The sequence below is a fragment of the Geodermatophilus sp. URMC 60 genome (assembly GCF_053502585.1).
In genome coordinates, this window is record NZ_CP199958.1 from 3220907 (window position 1) to 3242442 (window position 21536).

A 21536-nucleotide genomic window follows, 5' to 3' on the forward strand; every position below is an offset into this window, starting at 1 on the left:
GCAGCGGCGTCGTCCACACCGGCCCAGCCGGTCCACAGACCGCCGGCAGGCGTGGGCGGGCCGGGAGCGGGCGGCGAGGCTGCCGTTCATGAGCGTGGCTGTGATCGACCGGAACGACGTGGTGCTCCGCGGGAAGCTGTCCGCCCCCGCCGAGGTGAGGATCCTGCCCAGCGGCGACACGCTGGTCAGCTTCCGGCTGGTGGTGCGCCGGCCCGAGCCGCGGGCCAGGGGGCAGTCGACGGACACGCTGCCGTGCATCACCTACGACCGCAGGCTGCAGCGGCGCATCACCGCGTGGCAGGCCGGCGACGTCGTCGAGGTCGAGGGTGCGCTGCAGCGACGGTTCTGGCGGACGGCCACCGGCACCGCGTCGGTGACGGAGGTCAACTGCCGGCGCGGGCGCAAGGTGCCGCGGTCGGCGGGGCCCGACGCCCGCACCGCCTGAGCAGCCGGTCAGTCCCCGTGCGGTCGCAGCACCAGGCCGGTCCGCGGCTTGGGCACGAACAACGTCGACTTCTGCGGCATGCGGGCGTTCGCCCGGGCCACGGCGGCCACGTCGGCCGGCGAGGGCGCCCGCAGCAGAACGGCCACGCCGGAACGGCTCCGCGCGCCGTCCATCGCCTCTTCGAGGCGGTGCGCGATCAGCACGTCCTCGTCGTCGCGGCCCCACAGCCGCTGCACCAGGCCGTGGTGGGCGAGCACGACGTCCAGACCACGCCACGCCGCGGGCGCCTCCGCGGGGACGGCGTCGAGGACCTCCTCGGACGGGGAGTCCAGCCGCACCAGCCGCAAGCCGTCGCTGACGAGCAGACCCGACTCCCCGGGGTCGGCGATCCAGCGACGGACAGCCCCCGTGGGGCTGCCGGTAGCCCCGGTCAGCTCGGTGACCCGGAAGCCGGATGCGGCCGCGGCGATCGCCTCGTCGAGGGCCAGGTCGGGCACCACCCGGTGGATCGGCTGCACTCGCAGCCCGCCGGGACCCATGGGGGTGACCAGCGCCAGGATGGCGGTCGCCCCGTGCGCTCGCGCAGCGGCGAACCGGTGGTGCCCGTCGGCGATGACCGCACCGGTGTCGGCGAGCGCGGCGGTGACCGCCCCGGTGAGTGCCGGGTCGGCGACCCGCCACAGGGCGTGCCGGACGCCGTCGGCGTCGGTCACCTCGAGGGTCGGGGCGCCGTCCTGGGCCGCGGCGGTCAGCGCCGGGATGTCCGGGTGCGGATCGTGCGCGAGCACGATGGGCTCCAGATCGGTCGCGGTGGCCGCGAGCAGGGCGCGGCGTCCCTCCACGGCGCCGGGGAAGGTGTCCTCGTGCGGCAGGACGGCGCGGGAGCCGGCCGGGGGCAACCCCACCGCGGCCAGCCAGCCGACCGTCTCGGGGGCGCCGTCCGCGGGACGCAGGGCGTAGACCCACAGCGCCGGGCCGGGGTCGCGCTCGAGCACACCAGCGCTCTGCCACGCGCCCAGCGTCCCGGCGGCCTCGGCGACCGAGCGGTGCAGCGCGTCGGCGCCGTCGGGACCGGACGCGACGCGGGGGAGGATCAGGCGCACGATGTTGTGCGGATCGGCCGCGGCCAGGCGGTCCCGGCCCTCCGGGGTCACCAGGTCGTAGGCTGGCGAGCTCACCCGGGCGAGGTGGTGGGGTTCTCGTCGCCGATAGGTGAGGGCGCGGAAGGGTCGGACCTCGAGTCCCGTCGCAGCTGCCGGGTGCGCGGAGTCCGCCGACGACGTGAGCACGACGGGAATCGTAGGAGCGGTGCGCTCCGGTGGGTGCGGATTGCGGGCTGCGGGGCAGGGCCGGCGATCCCGACACCGTCCGGCGGCACCCGGACCGAGGGAGCGACGGTGTCCGAGGCGGGGGTGCCCGACGGCGACGTCTACGACTGGTACCAGCGAGGGCTGCAGCTGCTGGCCAACCGTGACCCGGCGGCGGCCGCGACGATCCTGGCGCGCGCCGCCGAGGCCGAACCGGGTTCGCGCAGCCTGCTGGAGGCCCTGGCGCGTGCCCAGTACGACGCCGGCCGCTACACCGAGGCGGTGGGGACGTTCCGCGAGCTGACCGTCCGCAACCCGGCCGACGACTACGCGCAGTTCGGCCTGGGCCTGGCGGCCAGCCGCGCGGGCGACCTGGAGCTGGCGGCCGAGCACCTGGCCCTCGCCGTGGCGATGCGGCCCGACCTCGGCCACTACTCCCGGGCGCTGCGCGGGGTGCGGGCTCGACGCAGCGGGGGGACCTCGTGAGCGGTCCGCTGGTCCCGCTGTCCGCCGGCGCGGCCGAGCCGTACCGGGAGTACGACGTCGCGCTGCTCGACCTCGACGGCGTCGTCTACGTCGGCCCCGAGGCCGTGCCCGGCGTGCCCGAGGCGCTGGCCGCGGTGCGGACGGCGGGCATGCGGCTGGGCTTCGTCACCAACAACGCCTCCCGCACGCCGGAGGAGGTCGCCGGCCACCTCACCGCCCTCGACGTCCCGGCGAGCGCCTCCGAGGTGATCACCAGCTCACAGGCGGCGGCCACGGTCGTCGCGCAGCGGCTCGGCCCCGGAGCACGGGTGCTTCCGGTCGGCGGACCGGGCGTCGCAGCCGCGCTCGAGGCCGCGGGACTGACCGTGGTGGCCCGCGCCGAGGACGAGCCGCTCGCGGTGGTGCAGGGCTACGGCCGCGACGTCGGGTGGACCCAGTTGGCCGAGGCCGTGGTGGCGGTCCGCAACGGCGCTGAGCACGTCGCCACCAACGCCGACGCCACCATCCCGTCGCCGCGCGGCCTGCTGCCCGGCAACGGTGCGCTGGTGGGCGTGGTGAGTGCCGTGACCGGCCGGCCTCCGCTGGTGACCGGCAAGCCGGACCCCGCCATGCACGCCGAGTGCGTCCGCCGCACGCGGGCACGACGGCCGCTGGTCGTGGGGGACCGGCTCGACACCGACGTCGAGGGCGGGCGGCGGGCCGGTGCGGCGACGCTGCTGGTGCTCACCGGCGTCACCGACCCGGCGACGCTGCTGGCCGCCGGGCCGGACCGGCGACCCGACCTGCTCGCGCCCGACGCCGCCGGCCTGCTCAGCACCCATCCGGCGGTCGTCGCCGAGGACGGGGGATGGCGCTGCGGGGAGTGGACGGTCCGGTCCCTCGACGGTGCCCTGCGGCTGGGGCGGGACGCCACCGGGGCGCTCGCGAGCCCCGACGGGCTCGACGGGCTGCGTGCGCTGTGCGTCGCGCACTGGACACGGCACCCGGAGGCCGCCGCACCGCCGCGGGTGGGGGCGGCGGACGAGGTCGCGGCCGGTGCGCTGCGGCAGTGGGGCCTGCTGTCCTGAGGTGGCCCGGTGAGCCGCACGGCCCTCCCGCAGGAACCCGCCGGGAGCCTGCGAGCGGCAGGGGGCAGGCGGCCCGGTCCCGGGTCCCACCCTGAGCTCGGGAGGGGTGGGGGGGACGGGGTCCTTCCTCAGAGGAGGGAGCGCAGCCGGAGCATGTCCCGCAGGCCGGCCTCCAGCTTGACCCGCCCCGACGCCCAGGCCGGGCCGAACGAGAGCCGGCCCTCGGTCAGGGCGACCAGGTCGTCACTGGTCATGGTGAGCCGGATGTCGGCCTTCTCCAGCGCCTGGCCGTCGGCCTCGGCCCGCAGCTCGCGCACCGATCCCCGGGCCAGCCGGCCGCGGACGACCTGCCCCAGGTCGGTCAGCCGGCAGGACAGGCTGCGGTCGAGGCCCTGGGCCGCCGGCTTGGCCGCGAGGTCGCCGAGGATCCCCTCGAGGGCGGTCATGCACTGCTCCATCGTGGCCACGCGGGCACGCCTCCATCGGGTTCGGGGACCGGGCGGCCGAACGCTAGCGCCCGCCGGCGACCCGTGCGCGTCACCCCGGGCCGGTACCCTCGCGGGCCGGGGCAACAGCACCGGGCCGCGCCCGGGACGCCGGTCCCCGAGGCCCTGCCGGCGCCCACCCGTGCCGTGCCCGTCCACCCGAGAGGCCAGCGATGACCGACCCGACGCGACCGCGACCGGTCCCGGGGCCGCCCCGGCCCGGCCCGTGGGGCGGTCCGGCGCCGGTCGGGACCGGGGCGGTGCCGACCGGGGCGGTGCCGACCGAGGGCCTGGCGGCCGGGGCGGTGCCGACCGAGGGCCTGCCGGCCGGGGCGGTGCCGACCGAGGGCCTGCCGGCCCAGGCCGTGCCGACCGAGGGGCGGGGCACGGGCGGGGGTGCGACCTTCGCCGACCTCGACCGGCGGCCGGTGGCCGAGCACGTCGCCGTCTTCGAGGCCGAGCACGCCCGGCTGCAGCGCGAGCTCGGCACGATCGACCAGCTCTGATGGTCCGCCGCAGCCGGCTCGACGCGGAGCTCGTGCGGCGGGGGCTGGCCCGCTCCCGGGAGCACGCCGTCGCACTCATCGCCGAGGGGCGGGTCGCCGTCTCGGGGCGGGCCGCCACCAAGCCCGCCACCGGGATCGACGCCAACACGCCCGTCGTCGTCCGCACCGATCCCGACGAGCCGACCTGGGTCTCCCGCGGAGCGCACAAACTGCTCGGCGCCCTGGAGGCCTTCCCCGTCCCCGTCGAGGGCCGCCGGGCGCTGGACGCCGGCGCGTCCACCGGCGGCTTCACCGAGGTGCTGCTCCGCCGCGGCGCCCGGGAGGTCGTGGCGGTCGACGTCGGCTACGGGGAGCTGGCCTGGTCGCTGCGGACCGACGAGCGGGTGCGGGTGCTCGAGCGCACCAACGTCCGCACGCTCACGCCCGAGCAGGTCGACGGCCCGGTGGACCTCGTCGTCGCCGACCTGTCGTTCATCTCCCTGCGCCTGGTGCTGCCGGCCCTCACCGCGTGCGCCACCGCCGGAGCCGACCTGCTGCCCATGGTCAAGCCGCAGTTCGAGGTCGGCCGCGAGCGCCTCGGCGCCGGCGGCGTGGTGCGCGACCCGGCGCACCGGCAGGACGCCGTCCTGACGGTGGCGCGGGCGGCCACCGAGCTGGGCTGGGGGACGGCGGGCGTCGTCGCCAGCCCGCTGCCCGGGCCGGCCGGCAACGTCGAGTTCTTCCTCTGGCTGCGCCGGGACGCCGGGCCGCCGCAGGAGGACGACGTGCGCCGCGCCGTGGAGCAGGGCCCGTCATGACGGGTACCCACGACCCGTCGGCCGGCGAGCACCGCGGAAGCGTCGGTACCCCGCCGGCCCCCGCCCCCGAGGAGGACCAGTGACAGAGCTTGCGAGGTCGCACAGGGACACAGCACTGCCTGGCACACGACTGACGAGCGCAGGCGAGGAGGAAGCGTGACAGAGGTCAGCCCCACCGTCTGGGCACCCAGCGGCGGACGGCACGTGCTGCTCGCCGTGCACACCGGCCGTCAGGACATCGTCGAGCTCGCCCGCAGCTCCGCCGCCCGCCTGGCCAAGGGCGGCATCACCGTCCGGCTGCTGGAGGACGAAGCGGAGGCGCTCGGCATCGAGGGCGCCCACGTGGTGCCCGCCGACGCCGAGGCCGCCCGCGGCGCGGAGATCGTCATGGTCTTCGGCGGCGACGGCACCTTCCTGCGCGCCGCCGAGCTCGCCCGTTACAGCAACGCCGCCCTCATGGGCGTCAACCTCGGCCGGGTCGGCTTCCTCGCCGAGACCGAGCCCGAGGCGGTCGAGGAGACCCTCACCGCGATCGAGCGGTGCGAGTACTCGGTGGAGAAGCGGCTGGCCATCGAGGTCGACGTCCTCGACGCCACCGGCGCCGTCGTCGGCTGCACCTGGGCACTGAACGAGGCGTCGGTGGAGAAGTCCGAGCGCTCGCGGGTGCTCGACCTGGTCGTGGCCATCGACGGTCGCCCGCTGACCAGCTTCGGCTGTGACGGCGTCCTCTTCGCCACGCCCACCGGGTCCACCGCCTACGCCTTCTCCGCCGGGGGGCCGGTCGTGTGGCCCGACGTGGAGGCGATGCTGGTCGTCCCGTCGAACGCGCACGCGCTGTTCTCCCGCCCGCTGGTCACCTCGCCGGACTCGGTGCTCACCGTGGCCATCCCGGCCGACGGCAACCGGGCCCGGGTCTCCGCCGACGGGCGCCGGGCGCTGGAGGTGCCCGAGGGCGGGCGGGTCGACGTCCGCCGGGCCGCCCGGCCGGTGCGCATCGCCCGGGTGCACGCCACCACGTTCGGCGACCGGCTGGTGGCCAAGTTCGGCCTGCCGGTGCGCGGCTTCCGGGACGCGCGCCGGCACGACCCCGGCCACGAGATGGCGCCGGACCGCAACGTGCTGACCCGCGGCTACGTCCGCGGGGACGGAGAGGAGGGAGGCCGCGGTGGCGGCACGGACGACGACGCGTGAGACCCGGCGGCCGGCCCGCGCGGCCGAGCCGGTGGAGGTCCTCCCTGCGGCGGCCGAGGACGGGACGCCGCTGGGCCGGCTGACCGAGCTGCGCATCCGCGGGCTCGGCGCCATCGACGACGTCACCCTCGAGCTCGGTGACGGCCTGACCGTGGTCACCGGCGAGACCGGCGCGGGCAAGACGATGGTCGTCACCGGGCTGACGCTGCTGTTCGGTGGCCGGGCCGACCCCGGCCGGGTGCGCGCCAACGGGCGGGCCGGCGTCGAGGGGCGGTTGGCGCTGCCCGCCGACTCCCCGGTGTGGGAGCGGGCGGCCGACGCCGGCGCCGACCCCGACGAGGACGGCACGCTGATCCTGGCCCGCACGGTCAGCGCCGAGGGGCGGTCGCGTGCCCACCTCGGCGGCCGGAGCGTCCCGGTCGGCGTGGTGGCCGAGCTGGCCGAGGGGCTGCTCGCGGTGCACGGGCAGAGCGACCAGCTGCGGCTGTCCCGCCCGGCCGAGCAGCGCCGGGCCCTGGACCGCTACGCGGGCACCGCGCACCTGGAGCTGCTGGACCGCTACCGCGAGGCGTACGGCCGGTGGCGGCAGCTGGCCGGCGACCTCGGGCGCCGCCGCAACCAGGCCCGGGAGCTGGCGCAGGCCGCCGACGTCCTCCGGCACGGGCTGGAGGAGATCGAGGCCGTGGGCCCGCAGCCGGGGGAGGACGACGAGCTGGACGCGCAGGCCCGGCGGCTCAGCGACGCCGACGCGCTGCGCGCCGCCGCGGACGAGGCCCGCACCGCGCTGGTCGGCGACGTCACCGGCGACCTCGGCGACGACCTGCCGCAGGACGCCAGCGCCGCGCTGGCCATCGCGGAGCGGGCACTGGCCGCATCCGACGACCCCACGCTGGTGATGCTGGCCCAGGACCTGAACGACGCGGTCGCGGTCGTCTCCGACGTCGCCGGGCAGCTCGCCACCTACGTCGCCGACCTCGACGCCGATCCCGCCCGGCTGGCCGAGGTGATGGACCGCCGCGCGGCGATCACCGCGCTGGTGCGCAAGTACGCCGACGTCGGCGAGGGCGTGGCCGGCGTCCTGACCTGGGCCGAGGACGCCCGGCGCCGCCTGGACGAGCTCGACGTCTCCGACGAGGCGCTCGAGGCGCTGGAGGCCGCGCGCGACGCGGCCCGGGCCGAGGTCGACGACCTCGGCGCGCAGGTGTCGACCGGGCGGCGGGCGGCCGCTGACGGCTTCGCCGCCGAGGTGGGCCGCGAGCTGGCCGGCCTGGCCATGAGGAGCGCACGCGTCTCGTTCTCGATCGAGAGCGACCCGGACACCCCCGGCCCCGAGGGCATCGACGAGGTGGCGCTGCTCATGTCCGCGCACCCCGGCGCCCCACCACGGCCCGTGCACAAGGGCGCCTCCGGCGGTGAGCTGTCGCGGGTGATGCTCGCCATCGAGGTGGTCTTCGCCGGGGCCGACCCGGTGCCGGTGATGGTCTTCGACGAGGTCGACGCCGGGGTCGGCGGGCAGGCTGCCGGCGAGATCGGCCGGCGGCTGGCGCGGCTGGCGCGGCGGCACCAGGTCGTCGTCGTCACCCACCTGGCCCAGGTCGCGGCGTTCGCCGACACCCACCTCGTGGTGGACAAGTCCCCGGACACCGGTGCGGGCGTGACCGCCACCGACATCCGGGCCGTCGACGGCGAGGACCGGGTCCGCGAGCTGGCCCGGATGCTCTCCGGTCTCGTCGACAGCGACACCGGGCAGGCGCACGCGCGCGAGCTGCTCGCCGTGGCCGCGACCGCGCGCACGGCGGCGTAGCAGGGGGCGGGGCGGCGGGCAGGAGTGACGGCGGAACGAGTGGGGTAGGGCCGGATCGTGCCCCACCGACGTCGCACCGCCGCAGCTGCGCGGCCTCCCGTCTCCCGCCCGCTGACCGGCGCCGCCCGGTGAGCTGCTTCTCCTCCGCCGACGAGTCGGCGCACTACGGGTTCAGTGTCTGCATGCTGCTGCAGCAGTACCGCGAGCAGCTGGGCTGGACGCGTGAGGGCGTCGTCGAGCTCGGGACCGGCGACGCCACCGCCATCGCCGACGTGGTGGCCGGCCTGCCGGAACTCCGGGTGCGCAGCTTCGACATCAGCGCCCCCTCGGTCGAGCGGGCGCGGCAGAACATCGCCGCCCGCGGGGTCGCCGACCGCTACACCGTGGAGCTCGGCGACTTCTTCGACGGCGCGGACTCCGCGGCCGCGCCGCGGGTGGCCACGGTGATCGCCAACCCGCCCTACATCCCGGCGCCGGACCGCGACATCCTCATGCCGGAGCTGTGGGGTGGGGTGTACGGCAACGACCTGGTGCTGCAGCTGCTCAAGGCCGGCTACCGCACCGTCGTCACCGCGGTGCCGAGCTACGCCGATCCGGAGACGACTGTCCGGACCGCGGAGGACCTCGGCTACCGGGTCGCGAACTTCCTCGCGATGGGGCTGGACTACGGCGAGTACAGCAGCGAGCCCAAGGTCCGCGACCACATCCGCCGGCTGGTCGCAGAAGGCCGCGGCTGGGCGGGGGAGGGCGAGTACATGGTCGCCGTCGCGCTGTTCACGCAGGACCCGGACATCCCCGGCGACCGCGGCGGGCAGCTGCTGCGGGCCCTGCAGCTGCCCGCCTGAGCGGAAGCGGTCAGCCCAGCGGCGCGCACAGTGCCGTCGGGTCGTCCGGGCAGCCGCCGGACCGGACGGTGACCCGCTCCCACGGGCCCTCCGCGTTGCTGCCGGCCTCGTTGCGCAGACCGGACACCCGCAGCAGCAGGTCCGTGGCGGGCACCTGTGCCGGCGCGACGACGTAGGCGGTGACCGTCGCCTCGGTCCCGCCCGGTGCGGAGGTCGAGAACCCGTCGACGGTCGGCGTGACCGTGCCGTCCTGACACCAGCGGACACCGGGGGCCGAGGACTCGACGAAGACGGCCGAGCCGGGCGCGGGCGGGCCGCCGTCGGCCGCCGTCAGCGTGACGGTCGCGCCGAGGGCGGCCATCGCCACGTCGCTCGTGTCGGCGAAGGTGACGTCGACGGCGGTCGCTCGCACGGAGCCGTCGTCGGCCAGCGCGCAGTCGGTGGGGAAGGACCGCGGGAGCGGGGGCAGCCCGTCCACGGGCGAGACGGCGACCCGCACGGAGCCGGTGAACTCCAGCCCGGCGTACCGGTCGGCGAGGGCGGCGGCCGCGACGCCGACCGGCTCGGGCGGGAGCGGGGGCAGAGCGGCGGCCGCCGGGGTGGAAGGTGCGGCCGGCGGGTCGGGCTCGGCGAGGTCGGCGAGGAAGGCGCAGCCGGACGTCGTCAGGACCAGTGCCGCCGCCGAGGACACGACCGTCAGTCGTCGGATGGTCACGGTCCGGGAGGGTGCCAGAACCGCGCCGGTGGCGGCGCGAGCCGTCCCGTGTCCGGTTCGACGGGTGGCCGGGAGGGTGACGGGTCGGCTCGGCTCGGCTCGGGGACGGCTCCCGGCCGCGGTGGGACCGGTCGCGGGCAGCGGCTCAGCACAGCCGGAGAACGGCTCCCGGCCGCGGTGCGGTCCGGAGGACCACGGGGTCATCGCGGTGTCATCGCGGTGCCGGCCGGTGGGCCGACCGTGTCACCGCCGCTTGGCGTAGCCCGCGAGTCCGAACTGCAGCAGGGCCAGGCCGCGCTCGCCGCGGGCACGCAGCTCCGCGGAGAGCTCCGGCCCGGAGACGCCGGCGAGCACCCGGTCACGGGCGAGCTCGAGCAGCGCGGCGTAGAGGCTGAGCACCGCGTGCGCGGCCAGCCACGGCGCCAGCTCACCCGGCTCGGGCTGCGCCTCCTCGGCGATGAGCTCGGCCAGCGCGGTGGTCAGCTCGCCGAGGATCTCCCGCTCGCGCACCTGCAGGGTGCGGCTGCCGCGGATCACCCGGGCCATCTCCGCCACACCGGCCGCGGCCTCCGGGGCGCCCAGCCCGCTCATCGCCCGGACGACGAAGGTGCCGGCGGCCGCGCTCACCGACTCGCCGGCGGGTCGACGGCGCACCGCCTCGAGCAGCGCCGCGCGCATCGGCGGGTCGGCCTCGAAGACCAGCCCCTCCTTGACCGGGAAGTGGTTGAACACCGTCTTCTCGACCACGCCGGCCCGCTGCGCGATCTCCACGACGCTCACCGCGTCGAACCCGCGCTCGGCGAAGAGCTCGGCGGCGGCCTCGATGATCGTCGCGCGGGTCTGCTGGCGGCGCCGGTCGCGCAGACCCGGTCCGCGCAGGGCCCGCCGCCCGCGCCGGCCGCGGGCGGGCTGCTCGGGCTCGGCGCCCGCGGGCGGAGCGGCCGGGGTGGTGGCGCCGGGCAGCGGGGGCGCCTCGTGGTCGTCGTGGTCGTCGTCGGCCGGAGGCTCCGTCGCGGGCAGCTCGTGGACGACCGCCTCGGGCGTCTCCGGCCGGACCTCGTCGTCGGAGTCCGTGCGGCCGGCTGCCTGCGCCCCTCGAGTCATCCGCCCAACGCTAGACAGCACGCCTGGGAGCTCCGGCGGGGCTGGTGTGGCACGCGTGTCCGGCGTGTCGCCGTTCCCGTGGTGTCGGACACTCTGCGTTACTGGAATGTCGCCGATGCGCGTCGGACGGCAGCGGCCGGAGGCCTCCGTGGGAGAGTGCAGGTCATGCGCATCGGCTCTCTCCGCCGTGGCCGGGCGCCCGAAGCGGCCCCCGGAGTGACCGGCACCGTGCGGCTTGACCGCCGCACCAAGAACCTCACCAAGCGACTGCGCCCCGGGGACGTCGCGGTGATCGACCACGTCGACATCGACCGGGTCAGCGCCGACTCGCTGGTCACCTGCCGGGTCGCCGCGGTGGTCAACGCCGCGCCGAGCACCTCCGGCCGGTACCCGAACCTCGGCCCCGAGATCCTCGTCGGCGCCGGCATCCCGCTGATCGACGGCGTCGGCAAGGACGTGATGTCGGCGGTCAAGGAGGGGACGACGGTCCGCGTCGACGGCAACCGGCTGCTGCTGGCGGACGGCACCGTCGTCGCCGAGGGCACCGAGCAGACCCCGGACAGCGTCGCCGAGGCGATGGCCGAGGCGCGGACCGGGCTCTCGGTCCAGTTGGAGGCCTTCGCCACCAACACGATGGAGTACATGAAGCGCGAGCGGGCGCTGCTGCTCGACGGCGTCGGCGTCCCCGACGTGGCCACGCAGATCGAGGGCCGGCACGTGCTGGTCGTCGTCCGCGGCTACGACTACAGGGAGGACCTGCAGGCGCTGCGGTCCTACATCCGGGACTACCGGCCGGTGCTCGTCGGGGTCGACGGCGGCGCGGACGCGCTCGTCGAGGCCGGATACCGCCCGGACATGATCATCGGCGACATGGACTCGGTGAGCGACGAGGTCCTCAAGAGCGGCGCCGAGGTCGTCGTCCACGCCTATGCCGACGGCCGCGCCCCGGGCCTGGCCCGCGTCCAGGACCTCGGTGTCGAGGCGATCACCTTCCCGGCCGCGGCCACCAGCGAGGACATCGCGATGCTGCTGGCCGACGAGAAGGGCGCCAAGCTCATCGTCGCCGTCGGCACCCACGCCACGCTGGTCGAGTTCCTCGACAAGGGCCGCGGCGGCATGGCCTCCACCTTCCTCACCCGGCTGCGGCTGGGCGGCAAGCTCGTCGACGCCAAGGGCGTGAGCCGGCTCTACCGCAGCCGCATCTCGACGCTGACCCTGGTCGTCCTGGTGCTCGCCGCCTTCATCGCCATCGGGTCGGCCCTCGCCGTCTCCGCGGCCGGCCGCGTCTACCTCGACCTGATGGTCGACCAATGGAACAGCTTCGTGTTCTGGCTGGAGAACCTCTTCTCGTGATCGACTTCCGCTACCACCTGGTCTCGCTGATCGCGGTCTTCCTGGCCGTCGCGCTGGGCATCGTCATCGGCACCACGGCGCTCAACGCGCCCATCCTCGAGGACCTCGAGGGGCAGGTGGCCACGCTCGCCGAGGACAAGCGGGAGCTGGAGACCCAGACCCGGGAGCTGCAGGCCCAGCAGGACACCAGTGACGCCTTCGAGCAGGCCGTCGCCCCCACCCTGGTCGCCGGCAGCCTCGCCGAGCGCAGCGTGGTGCTGGTCGCCACCGACGAGGACGTCGCCCCCGAGACCGTCGAGGAGGTGTCCACCCTCGTCGGCCAGGCGGGGGGCACCCTGACCGGCACCATCCGGCTGCAGCCGGAGTACAGCGACCCGGCCACCGCCGCGGAGGTGCAGAGCTACGTCACCGGCCCGGGCCTGCCCACGGGCGTCACGCTGCCGGAGACCGACGACACCGGTCAGCTGGTCGGCTCGCTGCTGGCCCAGGTGCTCATGCGGCCGGCCGCGCCCGGCGCCGAGGTGCCGGACACCGCCGCGCTCTCCAGCGTCCTCGCGGGCCTGCGCGCGCTCGACGTGCTGGACGTGGAGTCGACCTCCGTCGCCCCGGCCGACTTCGCCGTGCTGCTCACCGCGGGCGTCCCGGTCGAGGAGGACGCCGAGCAGCGCACCGACACCCTGGTCGACCTCGCGCTGGCGCTGGACGCCGCCGGCTCGGGCGTCGTCGTCGCCGGTGACCCCGCGTCGGCCGGCGAGACCGGGCTGATCGGCGTGATCCGCGCCGACCCGGAGGACTCCGCGGCCGTCTCGACCGTCGACGACGTCGACTCGGCGTCCGGCCGGATCAGCACGGTGCTCGCCCTCGGACGGGAGAGCGAGGGCACGTCGGGCGCCTACGGCGTGGGCGAGGACACCCAGCCGGTGCCGCCGGTCCCCGCCGCGGCCCCGTGACCGGCCGGCGGTCCGACGGCGGCGCGCGGCGCCGGGCGCTGCTCGCCCTCGGTGGCGCGGCCGCGGCCCGGCTCGCCCTCGCCGGTGCGGCGGCGCTCGACGCGCGCCAGGCCGGTGCGCCCTGGCGGCGCACCAACTACGCCGGCCGGCCGGTGACCCTGCTCGGCGGCCCGGCCCTGGCGGCGGCCGCGACGGCGTCCGCGGTGGCCGGCGCCCCGACCGGGACCCGTGCGGCCGCCGCGCTGGTCGGCACCGTGTCCGGGCTGGTCGGCGGCTACGACGACCTGGCCGGCGCCCGCCCCGAGCAGGTCCGCGACAAGGGGCTGGCCGGACACCTGCGCGCACTGCGCGCCGGCCGGGTGTCGGCCGGCGCGGTGAAGGTCGCCGGCATCGGTGCCGCCGCCGCAGCAGCCGCGGCGCTGCTCCACCAGGACCCCGCTGCCCCCCAGCGGCCCCGTCCAGGGCACCGCCCCGAGCCACGATCGGCCCTCCTGCGGGGTCCCGCCGCGAGCTCGCGAGTGGCGGAGGGCAGGAGGGTCCTTCGCGGGGGGGACGGGGTCCTTCTGCCTGCAGCGGGGCCGCTCCACCGCCTCACCACGCTCGCGGACGCCGTCCTCACCACCGGGCTGGTCGCCGGCACGGCCAACCTGGTCAACCTGCTCGACCTGCGCCCCGGCCGTGCGGCCAAGGCCGCCGCGCTCGCGGCCGCCGCCGGGCTGGGCGGGCCGTCGGGCCCGCTCGTCGCGGGCCCCCTCGGCGCGAGCCTGGCCGTGCTGCCGGCCGACCTGGGGGAGCGGGTGATGCTCGGGGACTGCGGCGCCAACGCCGTCGGCGCGCTGCTCGGGCTCCGGGCAGCTGCGGTGCCGGGCCGGCGCGCCCGCGCCGGGGCGCTCGCCGCGGTGGTCGGGCTGACCCTGGCCAGCGAGCGGGTGAGCTTCACGCGCGTCATCGAGGCCACACCCGGACTGCGGGAGCTGGACCGGCTGGGCCGACTCCGGGCATGACGTCGAGGCAGGTCGTCCGGGGGGTCGCCGGCGCCGCCGCGCTGATCGCCGTCCTCACCGTGCTCGCCCGGCTGGCCGGGTTCGGCCGCACGCTGGTGTTCACCAACGCCGTCGGCGCCGGCAGCACCGGCGACGCGTACCTGGCGGCCAACAACGTCCCGAACATCGTCTTCGAGGTGGTCGCCGGCGGTGCGCTGGCCAGCCTCGTCGTCCCGATGCTGGCCGGCGGCATCGCCACCGGCGACCGCGAGCAGGTGCGGCGCACCGCCTCGGCGCTGCTCGGCTGGAGCCTGCTGGTGCTCACCCCGCTGGCCGTGCTGCTCGCGATCTGCGCCGAGCCGGTCGCCCGGCTGCTGCTCGGCTCGCAGGACCCGGTGCAGGTCGACCTCGCCGCCCGCTTCCTCGTCGTCTTCGCGCCGCAGGTCGTGCTGTACGGGATCGGCATCGTGCTCACCGGCGTGCTGCAGGCGCACCGCCGGTTCGCCGCACCCGCGCTGGCGCCGCTGCTGTCGAGCGTCGTGGTCGCCGGGGCCTACCTCACCTTCGCCGCCATCGGCGGCAGCCGGACGGCGGAAGGGCTGGCCACCCCTGCCGAGCTGGTGCTGTCGGTCGGGACGACGCTCGGTGTGGCTGCGCTGTCGCTGTCCCTGCTGCTGCCCGTGCGGCGGCTGCGCCTGGGCCTGCGGCCGTCGCTGCGCTTCCCGGTCGGCGCCGCGCCGCGGGTGCGCCGCCTCGCGGTGGCGGGCGTGCTCACCCTCGCCGGGCAGCAGCTGCTGGCCGCGGTGGCTATCCGGCTGGCCAACGCCGGCGCCCCCGAGGGCACCCAGGTCGTCTACGTCGCCGGGCTGACGGTCTTCCTCGTGCCGTGGGCCGCGTTCGCGGTGCCGCTGGCCACCTCGGCCTACCCGGGGCTGGCCGAGCGCGCCGGAACGGGCGACGAGGCCGGCTTCCGGCGGGCGCTGGCCCCGGTCACCGCCCTCGTCGTCGTCGCCTGCACGGTCGCCGCGGCGGTGCTGGTCGCGGTCGCCGGGCCGATGGCCGGGGTGTTCCTCACCGGGGAGCCGGCGGCCGTCGTCGCTGCGCTGCGGGACACCATCGTCGCCTTCGCGCCGGGGCTGCCCGGCTACGGGCTGGTGGCCGTCCTCTCCCGCGCGCTCTACGCCCGCGGGCTGTGGAGGGCGCCGACGGCCTGCGTGCTCGGGGGCTGGCTGCTCGCCGTGGTGGCGGACGTCGTGCTCGCGCAGGTGCTGCCGGCGGTCGACCGCGGCGTCGCCCTCGCCGCCGGCCACAGCGCCGGGGTCACCGCGGGCGGGCTCGCGCTGCTCGCCGTCGTCGCGCGGGTGGTGGGCCCGGCCGGGCTCGCGGGGGTCGCCCGCACCGGGCTGCCCGCGCTCCTCGCCGCCACCCTCGCTGCCACCGCGGGCCTCGCCGTCGCCGGCGCGCTGGGCGCCGACCCGGTGCCGGAGGGCCGTCTCGCCGCGACCGTCGGCGCCGGGGTGCTCGCCGCGGCGGCCGCACTGGCCGTCGCCGCGGCGGTCATGATGGGAACCGCGCGACGACCGCTGCTGGCGGCGGTGCGCGGGCTGCGTCGGAGCGATCGCCAGGAGGTGCACGGTGGCTGAGCGGCACCCGCTGCAGGGCCGCCGGGTGGCCGAGGTCCTGGCCACCAGCACCGGTGGGGTCGGCACGCACGTGCGCGCGGTGCTGCCCGCCCTCGCCGCGGCCGGCGCCGACGCGCGGGTGTGCGGCCCAGCGGCGACCGAGCGGCTGTTCGGCTTCACGGCCTCCGGGGCGACCTTCGCGCCGGTCGAGATCTCCGCGGGCCTCTCACCGGTGGCCGACGCCCGCGCCGTCGCCGCGCTGCGCCGGGCCACGGCCGACGCCGACCTGGTGCACGCCCACGGTCTGCGCGCAGGCCTGGTCGCCGCGGCGGCCCGGCGGCGCGGCGGCCGGCCACTGGTGCTCACCCTGCACAACGCCCTGCCCGAGCGCGGCGGCGCGCTGCGCCGGGTGCTGCGACTGGTCGAGCGGGCCACCATCCGCGGCGCCGACGTCGTCCTGGCCGCCTCCGGCGACCTCGCCGAGAACGCCTGGCGGCAGGGTGCGCGCGACGTCCGGGTCGCGCCCGTCTCCGCTCCGCCGCTGCCCGCGCCGCAACGGCCGGCGGCCGAGGTCCGCACCGAGCTCGGGGTGGCCGACGGCCGGTCCCTGGTGGTCGCCGTGGGGCGGCTGCACCCGCAGAAGGGCTACGACGTCCTGCTCGACGCGGCCGCCCGCTGGGCCGCCGGCTCGCGGCCGCCGCTGGTCGCCGTCGCCGGCGACGGCCCGCTGCACGACCGGCTGGCCGCCCGGATCGCGGCCGAGCGGCTGCCGGTGGTGCTGCTCGGCCGGCGCGGCGACGTCGCCGACCTGCTCGCCGCCGCCGACCTCGCCGTCCTGCCGTCGCGGTGGGAGGCCCGCTCGCTGACCGCGCAGGAGGCGCTGCGTGCCGGCACCCCGCTGGTCGCCACCCGCACCGGCGGCCTTCCCGAGCTGCTCGGCGACGGCGCCGCCCTGGTGCCGGTCGGCGACGCGGCGGCGCTGGCCGACGCGGTGACCGGGCTGCTCGACGACCCGGCGCGCGCCCGGTCGCTGGCCGAGGCCGGCACCCGCCGGGCGGCGACGTGGCCGGACGAGGCCGCGACCGCGCGTCAGCTCGTCGCCCTCTACCGCGAGCTGCTCGGCGCACCGCGGTGACCCGGCTCGCGCGGGCCGCGGCGCTGCTCCTCGCCGTCCTCGCCGTCCTGCTCCCCACCGTGCTGGTCACCGTCCCGCCCGCGGGTGCGGCACCGGCCGAGGGGGACCGTGCCGACCGGGTGGTCGTCGTCGGCGTCCCCGGCCTGGTCTGGGACGACGTCGACCCCGAGGCGACGCCGGCGCTGTGGGCGCTGGCGGAGGACGCGCCGATCGGCGCGGTGTCGGTGCGCGCCGCGCGCTCCACCAGCTGCGTGCTCGACGGCTGGGCAACCCTCGGCGCGGGCAACCGCGCGCGCTTCCCGGCCCCCGACGAGTCGATCCCGCCGGTGCCGCTCCCGACCGTGCCCCTGCCCGGCGAGGCGCCGGCCGATCCGGGCGCCGCCGGCCCCGAGGAGCAGACCCCACCGGTGCCGCCGGCCAGCCCCGCGCTGTCGCACTGCGGCCTGCAGGAGCGGCTGGCCGCGGCCGGCCTGGCCGATCCGCAGGCCGCCGTCGCCGCGGTCGCCGGCGACCCCGCCACGGCGCGCTTCGGTGCGGAGCCGGCAGCGCTGGGCGCGGCCGTCGGCTGCGCCACCGTCGTCGGCCGGGCGCCGGCGCTGGCCGTCGCCGCGCCCGGCGTGACGATCGGGCAGCGCGAGGAGCTGCCCGCCGACCCCGGCGAGCTGCTGACCGGCTGCCCGCTGGTGCTGGTGGGCCTCGACGACCTGGTGGACGCCGGCGAGCCCGCGCTCGAGGGCAGCGACACCGGCACCGAGCCGCGGCCCCGCGCCGCGGCGCTGGCCGCCATCGACGCCGCGCTCGCCCGGCTCGGAGCCGCCGTCGAGGCGGCGCCGGGGGAGACGCTGCTGCTCGTCCAGGGCATCTCCGAGGTCAACGACGGCCGGGCTCAGCTGCACGTCGGCATCGCCTCCGGCCCGGGGTCCCCCGGTGCCCGGTGGCTCACCTCGGCGAGCACCGGCCGCGCGCCGTTCGTGCAGCTGATCGACACCGCGCCCACCGTCCTCGCCGCGCTGGGCCTGGAGCGGCCGGTGTCGATGAACGGCCAGGCGCTGCAGGCCGACGGCGAGCGCCCCCCGCTGGCCGAGGCGATCGGGGTGCTCGAGCGGGCCAACACCGCCGCCTCCGTGCACTACCGCAGCACCGGGGCCTTCTTCATCGGGCTGGTGCTGATCGACGCCGCCGTCGTCGGGCTGGGCCTGCTCGTGGCCGGGGGACGGCGCCGCGACCGGGCACCGCGGCCGGTCGGGGAACGGTTGCGCGGCGCGGCCCGCCCGGTCGCCCTCGGCGCCGCCGCGGTGCCGGTGGCCAGCTACCTCGCCGGGCTGCTGCCGTGGGAGCTGGCTCCGGCGCCGCGGCTGGCGCTGGCCGGCAGCGTGCTGCTGGCCGCGCTGGCCGTGCTCGCGATCGCCGCGCTGGGCCCGTGGCGGCGCCGTCCGCTGGGCCCGCCGGCCGCCGTCCTGGCGATCACGCTGGGCACCCTGGCCGGTGACGTGCTCACCGGTTCGACCCTCGAGCTCAACGGGTTGCTCGGCTACGACCCGATCGTGGCCGGGCGCTTCACCGGCTACGGCAACCTCGGGTTCGGGCTGCTCGCGGTCAGCGCCCTGCTGCTCACCGCCGCTCTCGCCACGGCCGCCGCCCGCCGGGCACCCATGGGCCGGGCGCGCGCGGTCACCGCGGCCGTCGTGCTGGGCGCCGGAGCGCTCACCGTGCTGGTCGTGGGGTCGCCGGCACTGGGCCGCGACTTCGGCGGGGTGCTCGCCGCGCTGCCCGGCTTCCTGCTGCTGGCGATGCTGCTCACCGGCACCCGCGTGACGGTGACCCGGATGGCTGCGGTGCTCGCACTGGCCGTGGCGGCGGTGGGCACGCTGGCCTTCGTCGACTGGCTGCGGCCGGCCGCCGAGCGCAGCCACCTGGGCCGCTTCGTCGAGCAGCTGCTCACCGGCGAGGCGTGGACGGTGGTCAGCCGCAAGGCGCAGGCCAACCTCGACATCCTGCTCGGCAGCCCGCTGGCCTGGCTGTTGCCGGTCGCGCTGGTCGCCGCGGTCTGGCTGGTGCGCCCGGCGGGGGGCCGGTGGGGTGGGTGGACGCAGCGCCTGCTGCCGGCGCCGCTGCGCGGGCCCGGTCTGCTGCGGAGCCGCCGCGACCTGCTGCCGCCCGGCGACCTCGCGGTGCTGCGGGCCGGGCTGCTGGCCGGCGCGCTGAGCCTCGCTCTGGGGGCGGCGGCCAACGACTCCGGGGTGGCCCTGCCGGCGACCGGGGCGTCCCTGCTGGTGCCGCTGCTGGTGTGGCTGGCCACGGGTCCGCGGGCCGGCGCCCAGGTGGCCGACGGCACGGCCGCGGCCCCGGCGGGCGAGGGGACCGATCGTGTTACGGTGGTCTCCCGTGGATCGACCGTATGGAATGCGTGACCTCGGGCTCCTCCACAACTCCCAGCCGACGAAGTTCGTCTTCGTCACCGGTGGAGTTGTCTCCTCTCTCGGCAAGGGCCTGACGGCCAGCTCCCTCGGCGCCTTGCTGTCCAGCCGTGGCCTCAGGGTCACCATGCAGAAGCTGGACCCCTACCTCAACGTCGACCCCGGGACGATGAACCCGTTCCAGCACGGCGAGGTGTTCGTCACCGAGGACGGCGCCGAGACCGACCTGGACATCGGGCACTACGAACGGTTCCTCGACACCGACCTCACCGGCAGGTCGAACGTGACCACCGGGCAGGTCTACTCGGAGGTGATCGCCAAGGAGCGGCGCGGCGAGTACCTCGGCGACACCGTGCAGGTCATCCCGCACATCACCAACGAGATCAAGGCCCGGATCATGGCCGCGGCGATGTCGGCGGAGGAGGGGGCCTCCGAGCGGGTGGACGTCGTCATCACCGAGGTCGGCGGCACCGTCGGCGACATCGAGTCGCTGCCCTTCCTCGAGGCCGCGCGGCAGGTGCGCCACGAGATCGGCCGGGACAACTGCTTCTTCCTGCACATCTCGCTGGTGCCCTACATCGCGCCGTCCGGTGAGCTGAAGACCAAGCCGACGCAGCACTCGGTCGCCGCGCTGCGCAACATCGGCATCCAGCCCGACGCGCTGGTGTGCCGCTCGGACCGGGAGATCGGCACCGGCCTCAAGCGCAAGATCAGCCTGATGTGCGACGTCGACGCCGAGGGCGTCATCTCCTGCCCCGACGCGCCGTCGATCTACGACATCCCCAAGGTGCTGCACCGCGAGGGCCTGGACGCCTACGTCGTCCGCCGGCTGGGCCTGCCGTTCCGGGACGTCGACTGGACCGTGTGGGGCGACCTGCTCGACCGGGTCCACGCGCCCAAGCAGACGGTGACCATCGCGCTGGTCGGCAAGTACATCGACCTGCCCGACGCCTACCTCTCGGTCACCGAGGCGCTGCGCGCCGGCGGGTTCGCCCACCGCAGCCGGGTGCAGATCCGCTGGGTGCCCTCCGACGACTGCCAGACCCCGGAGGGCGCCGAGCGGGCGCTGGCCGGCGTCGACGGCGTCTGCATCCCCGGCGGGTTCGGCGTGCGCGGCATCGACGGCAAGCTGGGGGCGATCCGCCACGCGCGGGTCAACGGCCTCCCGCTGCTGGGGCTGTGCCTGGGCCTGCAGTGCATGGTCATCGAGGCAGCGCGCAACCTGGCCGGGCTGCCCGACGCCAACTCCGCGGAGTTCGACCCCGACACCCCCGACGCGGTCATCGCCACGATGGCCAGCCAGGTCGACGTCGTCGCCGGCCGCGGCGACATGGGCGGCACCATGCGGCTGGGCAGCTACCCGGCCACCCTGCAGAAGGGCTCGGTCGTCGCCCAGGCCTACGGCGGCACGGAGATCACCGAGCGGCACCGGCACCGCTACGAGGTGGCCAACGCCTACCGCGACCGGATCGGCGAGGCCGGGCTGGTCTTCTCGGGCACCTCGCCCGACGGCCTGCTGGTCGAGTTCGCCGAGCTGCCGCGCGAGGTGCACCCGTTCTTCGTCGGCACCCAGGCCCACCCCGAGCTCAAGAGCCGCCCGACCCGGCCGCACCCGCTGTTCGCGGCGTTCGTGCAGGCGGCGATCGACTTCTCGGAGTCCGCGCGGCTGCCCGTGCCGGTCGACGAGGCGGAGAAGGTGGGGATCTGATGACCGAGCCGGCGCGGCCGGGGGAGTACGAGGTCCTCGCCAGCGAGACCGTGCACGAGGGGCGGATCATCACCCTCGTCAAGGAGACCGTCGCGATGCCCGGCGGCGGGGACAGCGTGCGGGAGATCGTCCGGCACATCGGCGCCGTGTGCGTCGCCGCGGTGGACGACGAGGGCCGGATCGTGATGGTCCGCCAGTACCGCCACCCGGTGCGCGGCTACCTGTGGGAGCTGCCCGCCGGCCTGCGCGACGCCGACGGCGAGGCGCCGCTGACCACCGCGAAGCGCGAGCTCGCCGAGGAGGCGGGGCTGGCGGCCGAGCGCTGGTCGCTGCTGGCGAACAACTACTCGACGCCGGGCTTCTGCGACGAGGAGATCCTCGTCTACCTGGCCGAGGGGCTCACGTCCGCAGACCGGCCGGAGGGCTTCGTCGTCGAGCACGAGGAGCTCGACATGACCGTGGAGCGGGTGCCGCTGGACGAGGCGGTGCAGCGGGTCTTCTCGGGCGGGATCCGCAACTCGTCGGCGGTCATCGGCGTGCTCGCCGCGGCGCAGGTCCGGGCGACCACGCCGCAGCTGCGCCCCGCCGAGTGAGGACCCCCTTGCCCCCGCCACCC

20 protein-coding genes are annotated in these 21536 nt (G+C 76.9%); 16 read left to right on the forward strand and 4 right to left on the reverse strand.

All coding sequences use genetic code 11. The features are described from left to right. Positions 1–88 precede the first annotated feature (88 nt). On the forward strand, positions 89–445 hold the full coding sequence (locus ACWIX3_RS15285; protein WP_448608203.1) for a single-stranded DNA-binding protein: 357 nt from the start codon (positions 89–91) through the stop codon (positions 443–445). A gap of 8 nt (positions 446–453) precedes the next feature. On the opposite strand, the gene ACWIX3_RS15290 is transcribed toward ACWIX3_RS15285, so the two are convergent. Continuing rightward, positions 454–1734 carry a DUF1015 domain-containing protein gene (locus ACWIX3_RS15290; protein ID WP_448608204.1) on the reverse strand — a complete coding sequence of 427 codons (1281 nt, stop codon included), beginning with the start codon at positions 1732–1734 and terminating at the stop codon, positions 454–456. 108 nt (positions 1735–1842) lie between these two features. On the opposite strand from ACWIX3_RS15290, the gene ACWIX3_RS15295 reads away from it, so the two are divergent. Next, the gene (locus ACWIX3_RS15295; RefSeq protein ID WP_448608205.1) at positions 1843–2238 is read left to right on the forward strand and encodes a tetratricopeptide repeat protein; all 396 of its coding nucleotides are present in this window, start codon (positions 1843–1845) and stop codon (positions 2236–2238) included. After that, positions 2235–3305 (forward strand): HAD-IIA family hydrolase, encoded by a 1071-nt coding sequence (locus ACWIX3_RS15300; RefSeq protein WP_448608206.1) that lies wholly within the window; start codon positions 2235–2237, stop codon positions 3303–3305. The genes ACWIX3_RS15295 and ACWIX3_RS15300 overlap by 4 nt, the downstream gene beginning before the upstream one ends. A 128-nt stretch (positions 3306–3433) precedes the next feature. Here ACWIX3_RS15300 and ACWIX3_RS15305 read toward each other — a convergent pair whose 3' ends face one another. Further along, positions 3434–3751, reverse strand: a complete 318-nt coding sequence (locus ACWIX3_RS15305; RefSeq protein WP_448608207.1) for an alkyl sulfatase C-terminal domain-containing protein — start codon at positions 3749–3751, stop codon at positions 3434–3436. Positions 3752–4050: 299 nt separating this feature from the next. On the opposite strand from ACWIX3_RS15305, the gene ACWIX3_RS15310 reads away from it, so the two are divergent. From ACWIX3_RS15310 to ACWIX3_RS15330, 5 genes are all read left to right on the forward strand, one after another. Continuing rightward, positions 4051–4296 carry a hypothetical protein gene (locus ACWIX3_RS15310; RefSeq protein WP_448608208.1) on the forward strand — a complete coding sequence of 82 codons (246 nt, stop codon included), beginning with the start codon at positions 4051–4053 and terminating at the stop codon, positions 4294–4296. Continuing rightward, positions 4296–5093: a TlyA family RNA methyltransferase gene (locus tag ACWIX3_RS15315; protein WP_448608209.1), complete on the forward strand. Its 798-nt coding sequence runs from the start codon at positions 4296–4298 to the stop codon at positions 5091–5093. The genes ACWIX3_RS15310 and ACWIX3_RS15315 overlap by 1 nt, the downstream gene beginning before the upstream one ends. Positions 5094–5249: 156 nt before the next feature. Further along, complete coding sequence (locus ACWIX3_RS15320) at positions 5250–6284, forward strand: NAD kinase (RefSeq protein ID WP_448608210.1); 1035 nt, start codon at positions 5250–5252, stop codon at positions 6282–6284. Continuing rightward, positions 6259–8088, forward strand: a complete 1830-nt coding sequence (recN, locus tag ACWIX3_RS15325; RefSeq protein WP_448608211.1) for a DNA repair protein RecN — start codon at positions 6259–6261, stop codon at positions 8086–8088. Before ACWIX3_RS15320 ends, recN begins: the two co-directional genes overlap by 26 nt. A 128-nt stretch (positions 8089–8216) precedes the next feature. After that, entirely contained in the window at positions 8217–8933 is a 717-nt protein-coding gene (locus ACWIX3_RS15330; protein ID WP_448608212.1) for a methylase, read from the forward strand. Between the two features lie 10 nt (positions 8934–8943). On the opposite strand, the gene ACWIX3_RS15335 is transcribed toward ACWIX3_RS15330, so the two are convergent. Together ACWIX3_RS15335 and ACWIX3_RS15340 are read right to left on the reverse strand one after the other, a co-directional pair. Then, entirely contained in the window at positions 8944–9648 is a 705-nt protein-coding gene (locus tag ACWIX3_RS15335) for a hypothetical protein (protein WP_448608213.1), read from the reverse strand. A gap of 243 nt (positions 9649–9891) precedes the next feature. Further along, complete coding sequence (locus ACWIX3_RS15340) at positions 9892–10752, reverse strand: TetR/AcrR family transcriptional regulator (RefSeq protein ID WP_448608214.1); 861 nt, start codon at positions 10750–10752, stop codon at positions 9892–9894. 165 nt (positions 10753–10917) lie between these two features. On the opposite strand from ACWIX3_RS15340, the gene steA reads away from it, so the two are divergent. Genes steA through ACWIX3_RS15380 form a run of 8 tightly spaced genes read left to right on the forward strand, consistent with a single transcriptional unit; the run spans position 10918 to position 21513 of the window. Continuing rightward, positions 10918–12105 (forward strand): putative cytokinetic ring protein SteA, encoded by a 1188-nt coding sequence (gene steA, locus ACWIX3_RS15345; protein WP_448608215.1) that lies wholly within the window; start codon positions 10918–10920, stop codon positions 12103–12105. After that, positions 12102–13055 (forward strand): copper transporter, encoded by a 954-nt coding sequence (locus ACWIX3_RS15350; RefSeq protein ID WP_448608216.1) that lies wholly within the window; start codon positions 12102–12104, stop codon positions 13053–13055. The genes steA and ACWIX3_RS15350 overlap by 4 nt, the downstream gene beginning before the upstream one ends. Continuing rightward, a complete protein-coding gene (locus tag ACWIX3_RS15355; protein WP_448608217.1) occupies positions 13052–14059 on the forward strand; it encodes a hypothetical protein in 1008 nt (335 codons plus the stop codon). Before ACWIX3_RS15350 ends, ACWIX3_RS15355 begins: the two co-directional genes overlap by 4 nt. After that, positions 14056–15681, forward strand: a complete 1626-nt coding sequence (gene murJ / locus ACWIX3_RS15360; RefSeq protein WP_448608218.1) for a murein biosynthesis integral membrane protein MurJ — start codon at positions 14056–14058, stop codon at positions 15679–15681. The genes ACWIX3_RS15355 and murJ overlap by 4 nt, the downstream gene beginning before the upstream one ends. Then, positions 15674–16795, forward strand: a complete 1122-nt coding sequence (locus ACWIX3_RS15365) for a glycosyltransferase family 4 protein (RefSeq protein ID WP_448608219.1) — start codon at positions 15674–15676, stop codon at positions 16793–16795. The genes murJ and ACWIX3_RS15365 overlap by 8 nt, the downstream gene beginning before the upstream one ends. Beyond that, the gene (locus tag ACWIX3_RS15370) at positions 16792–19206 is read left to right on the forward strand and encodes a hypothetical protein (protein WP_448608220.1); all 2415 of its coding nucleotides are present in this window, start codon (positions 16792–16794) and stop codon (positions 19204–19206) included. The genes ACWIX3_RS15365 and ACWIX3_RS15370 overlap by 4 nt, the downstream gene beginning before the upstream one ends. Further along, positions 19199–20920, forward strand: coding sequence for a CTP synthase (locus ACWIX3_RS15375; RefSeq protein ID WP_448608221.1), 1722 nt, complete (start codon positions 19199–19201; stop codon positions 20918–20920). Before ACWIX3_RS15370 ends, ACWIX3_RS15375 begins: the two co-directional genes overlap by 8 nt. Further along, complete coding sequence (locus tag ACWIX3_RS15380; RefSeq protein ID WP_448608222.1) at positions 20920–21513, forward strand: NUDIX domain-containing protein; 594 nt, start codon at positions 20920–20922, stop codon at positions 21511–21513. Before ACWIX3_RS15375 ends, ACWIX3_RS15380 begins: the two co-directional genes overlap by 1 nt. Positions 21514–21536: the final 23 nt, after the last annotated feature.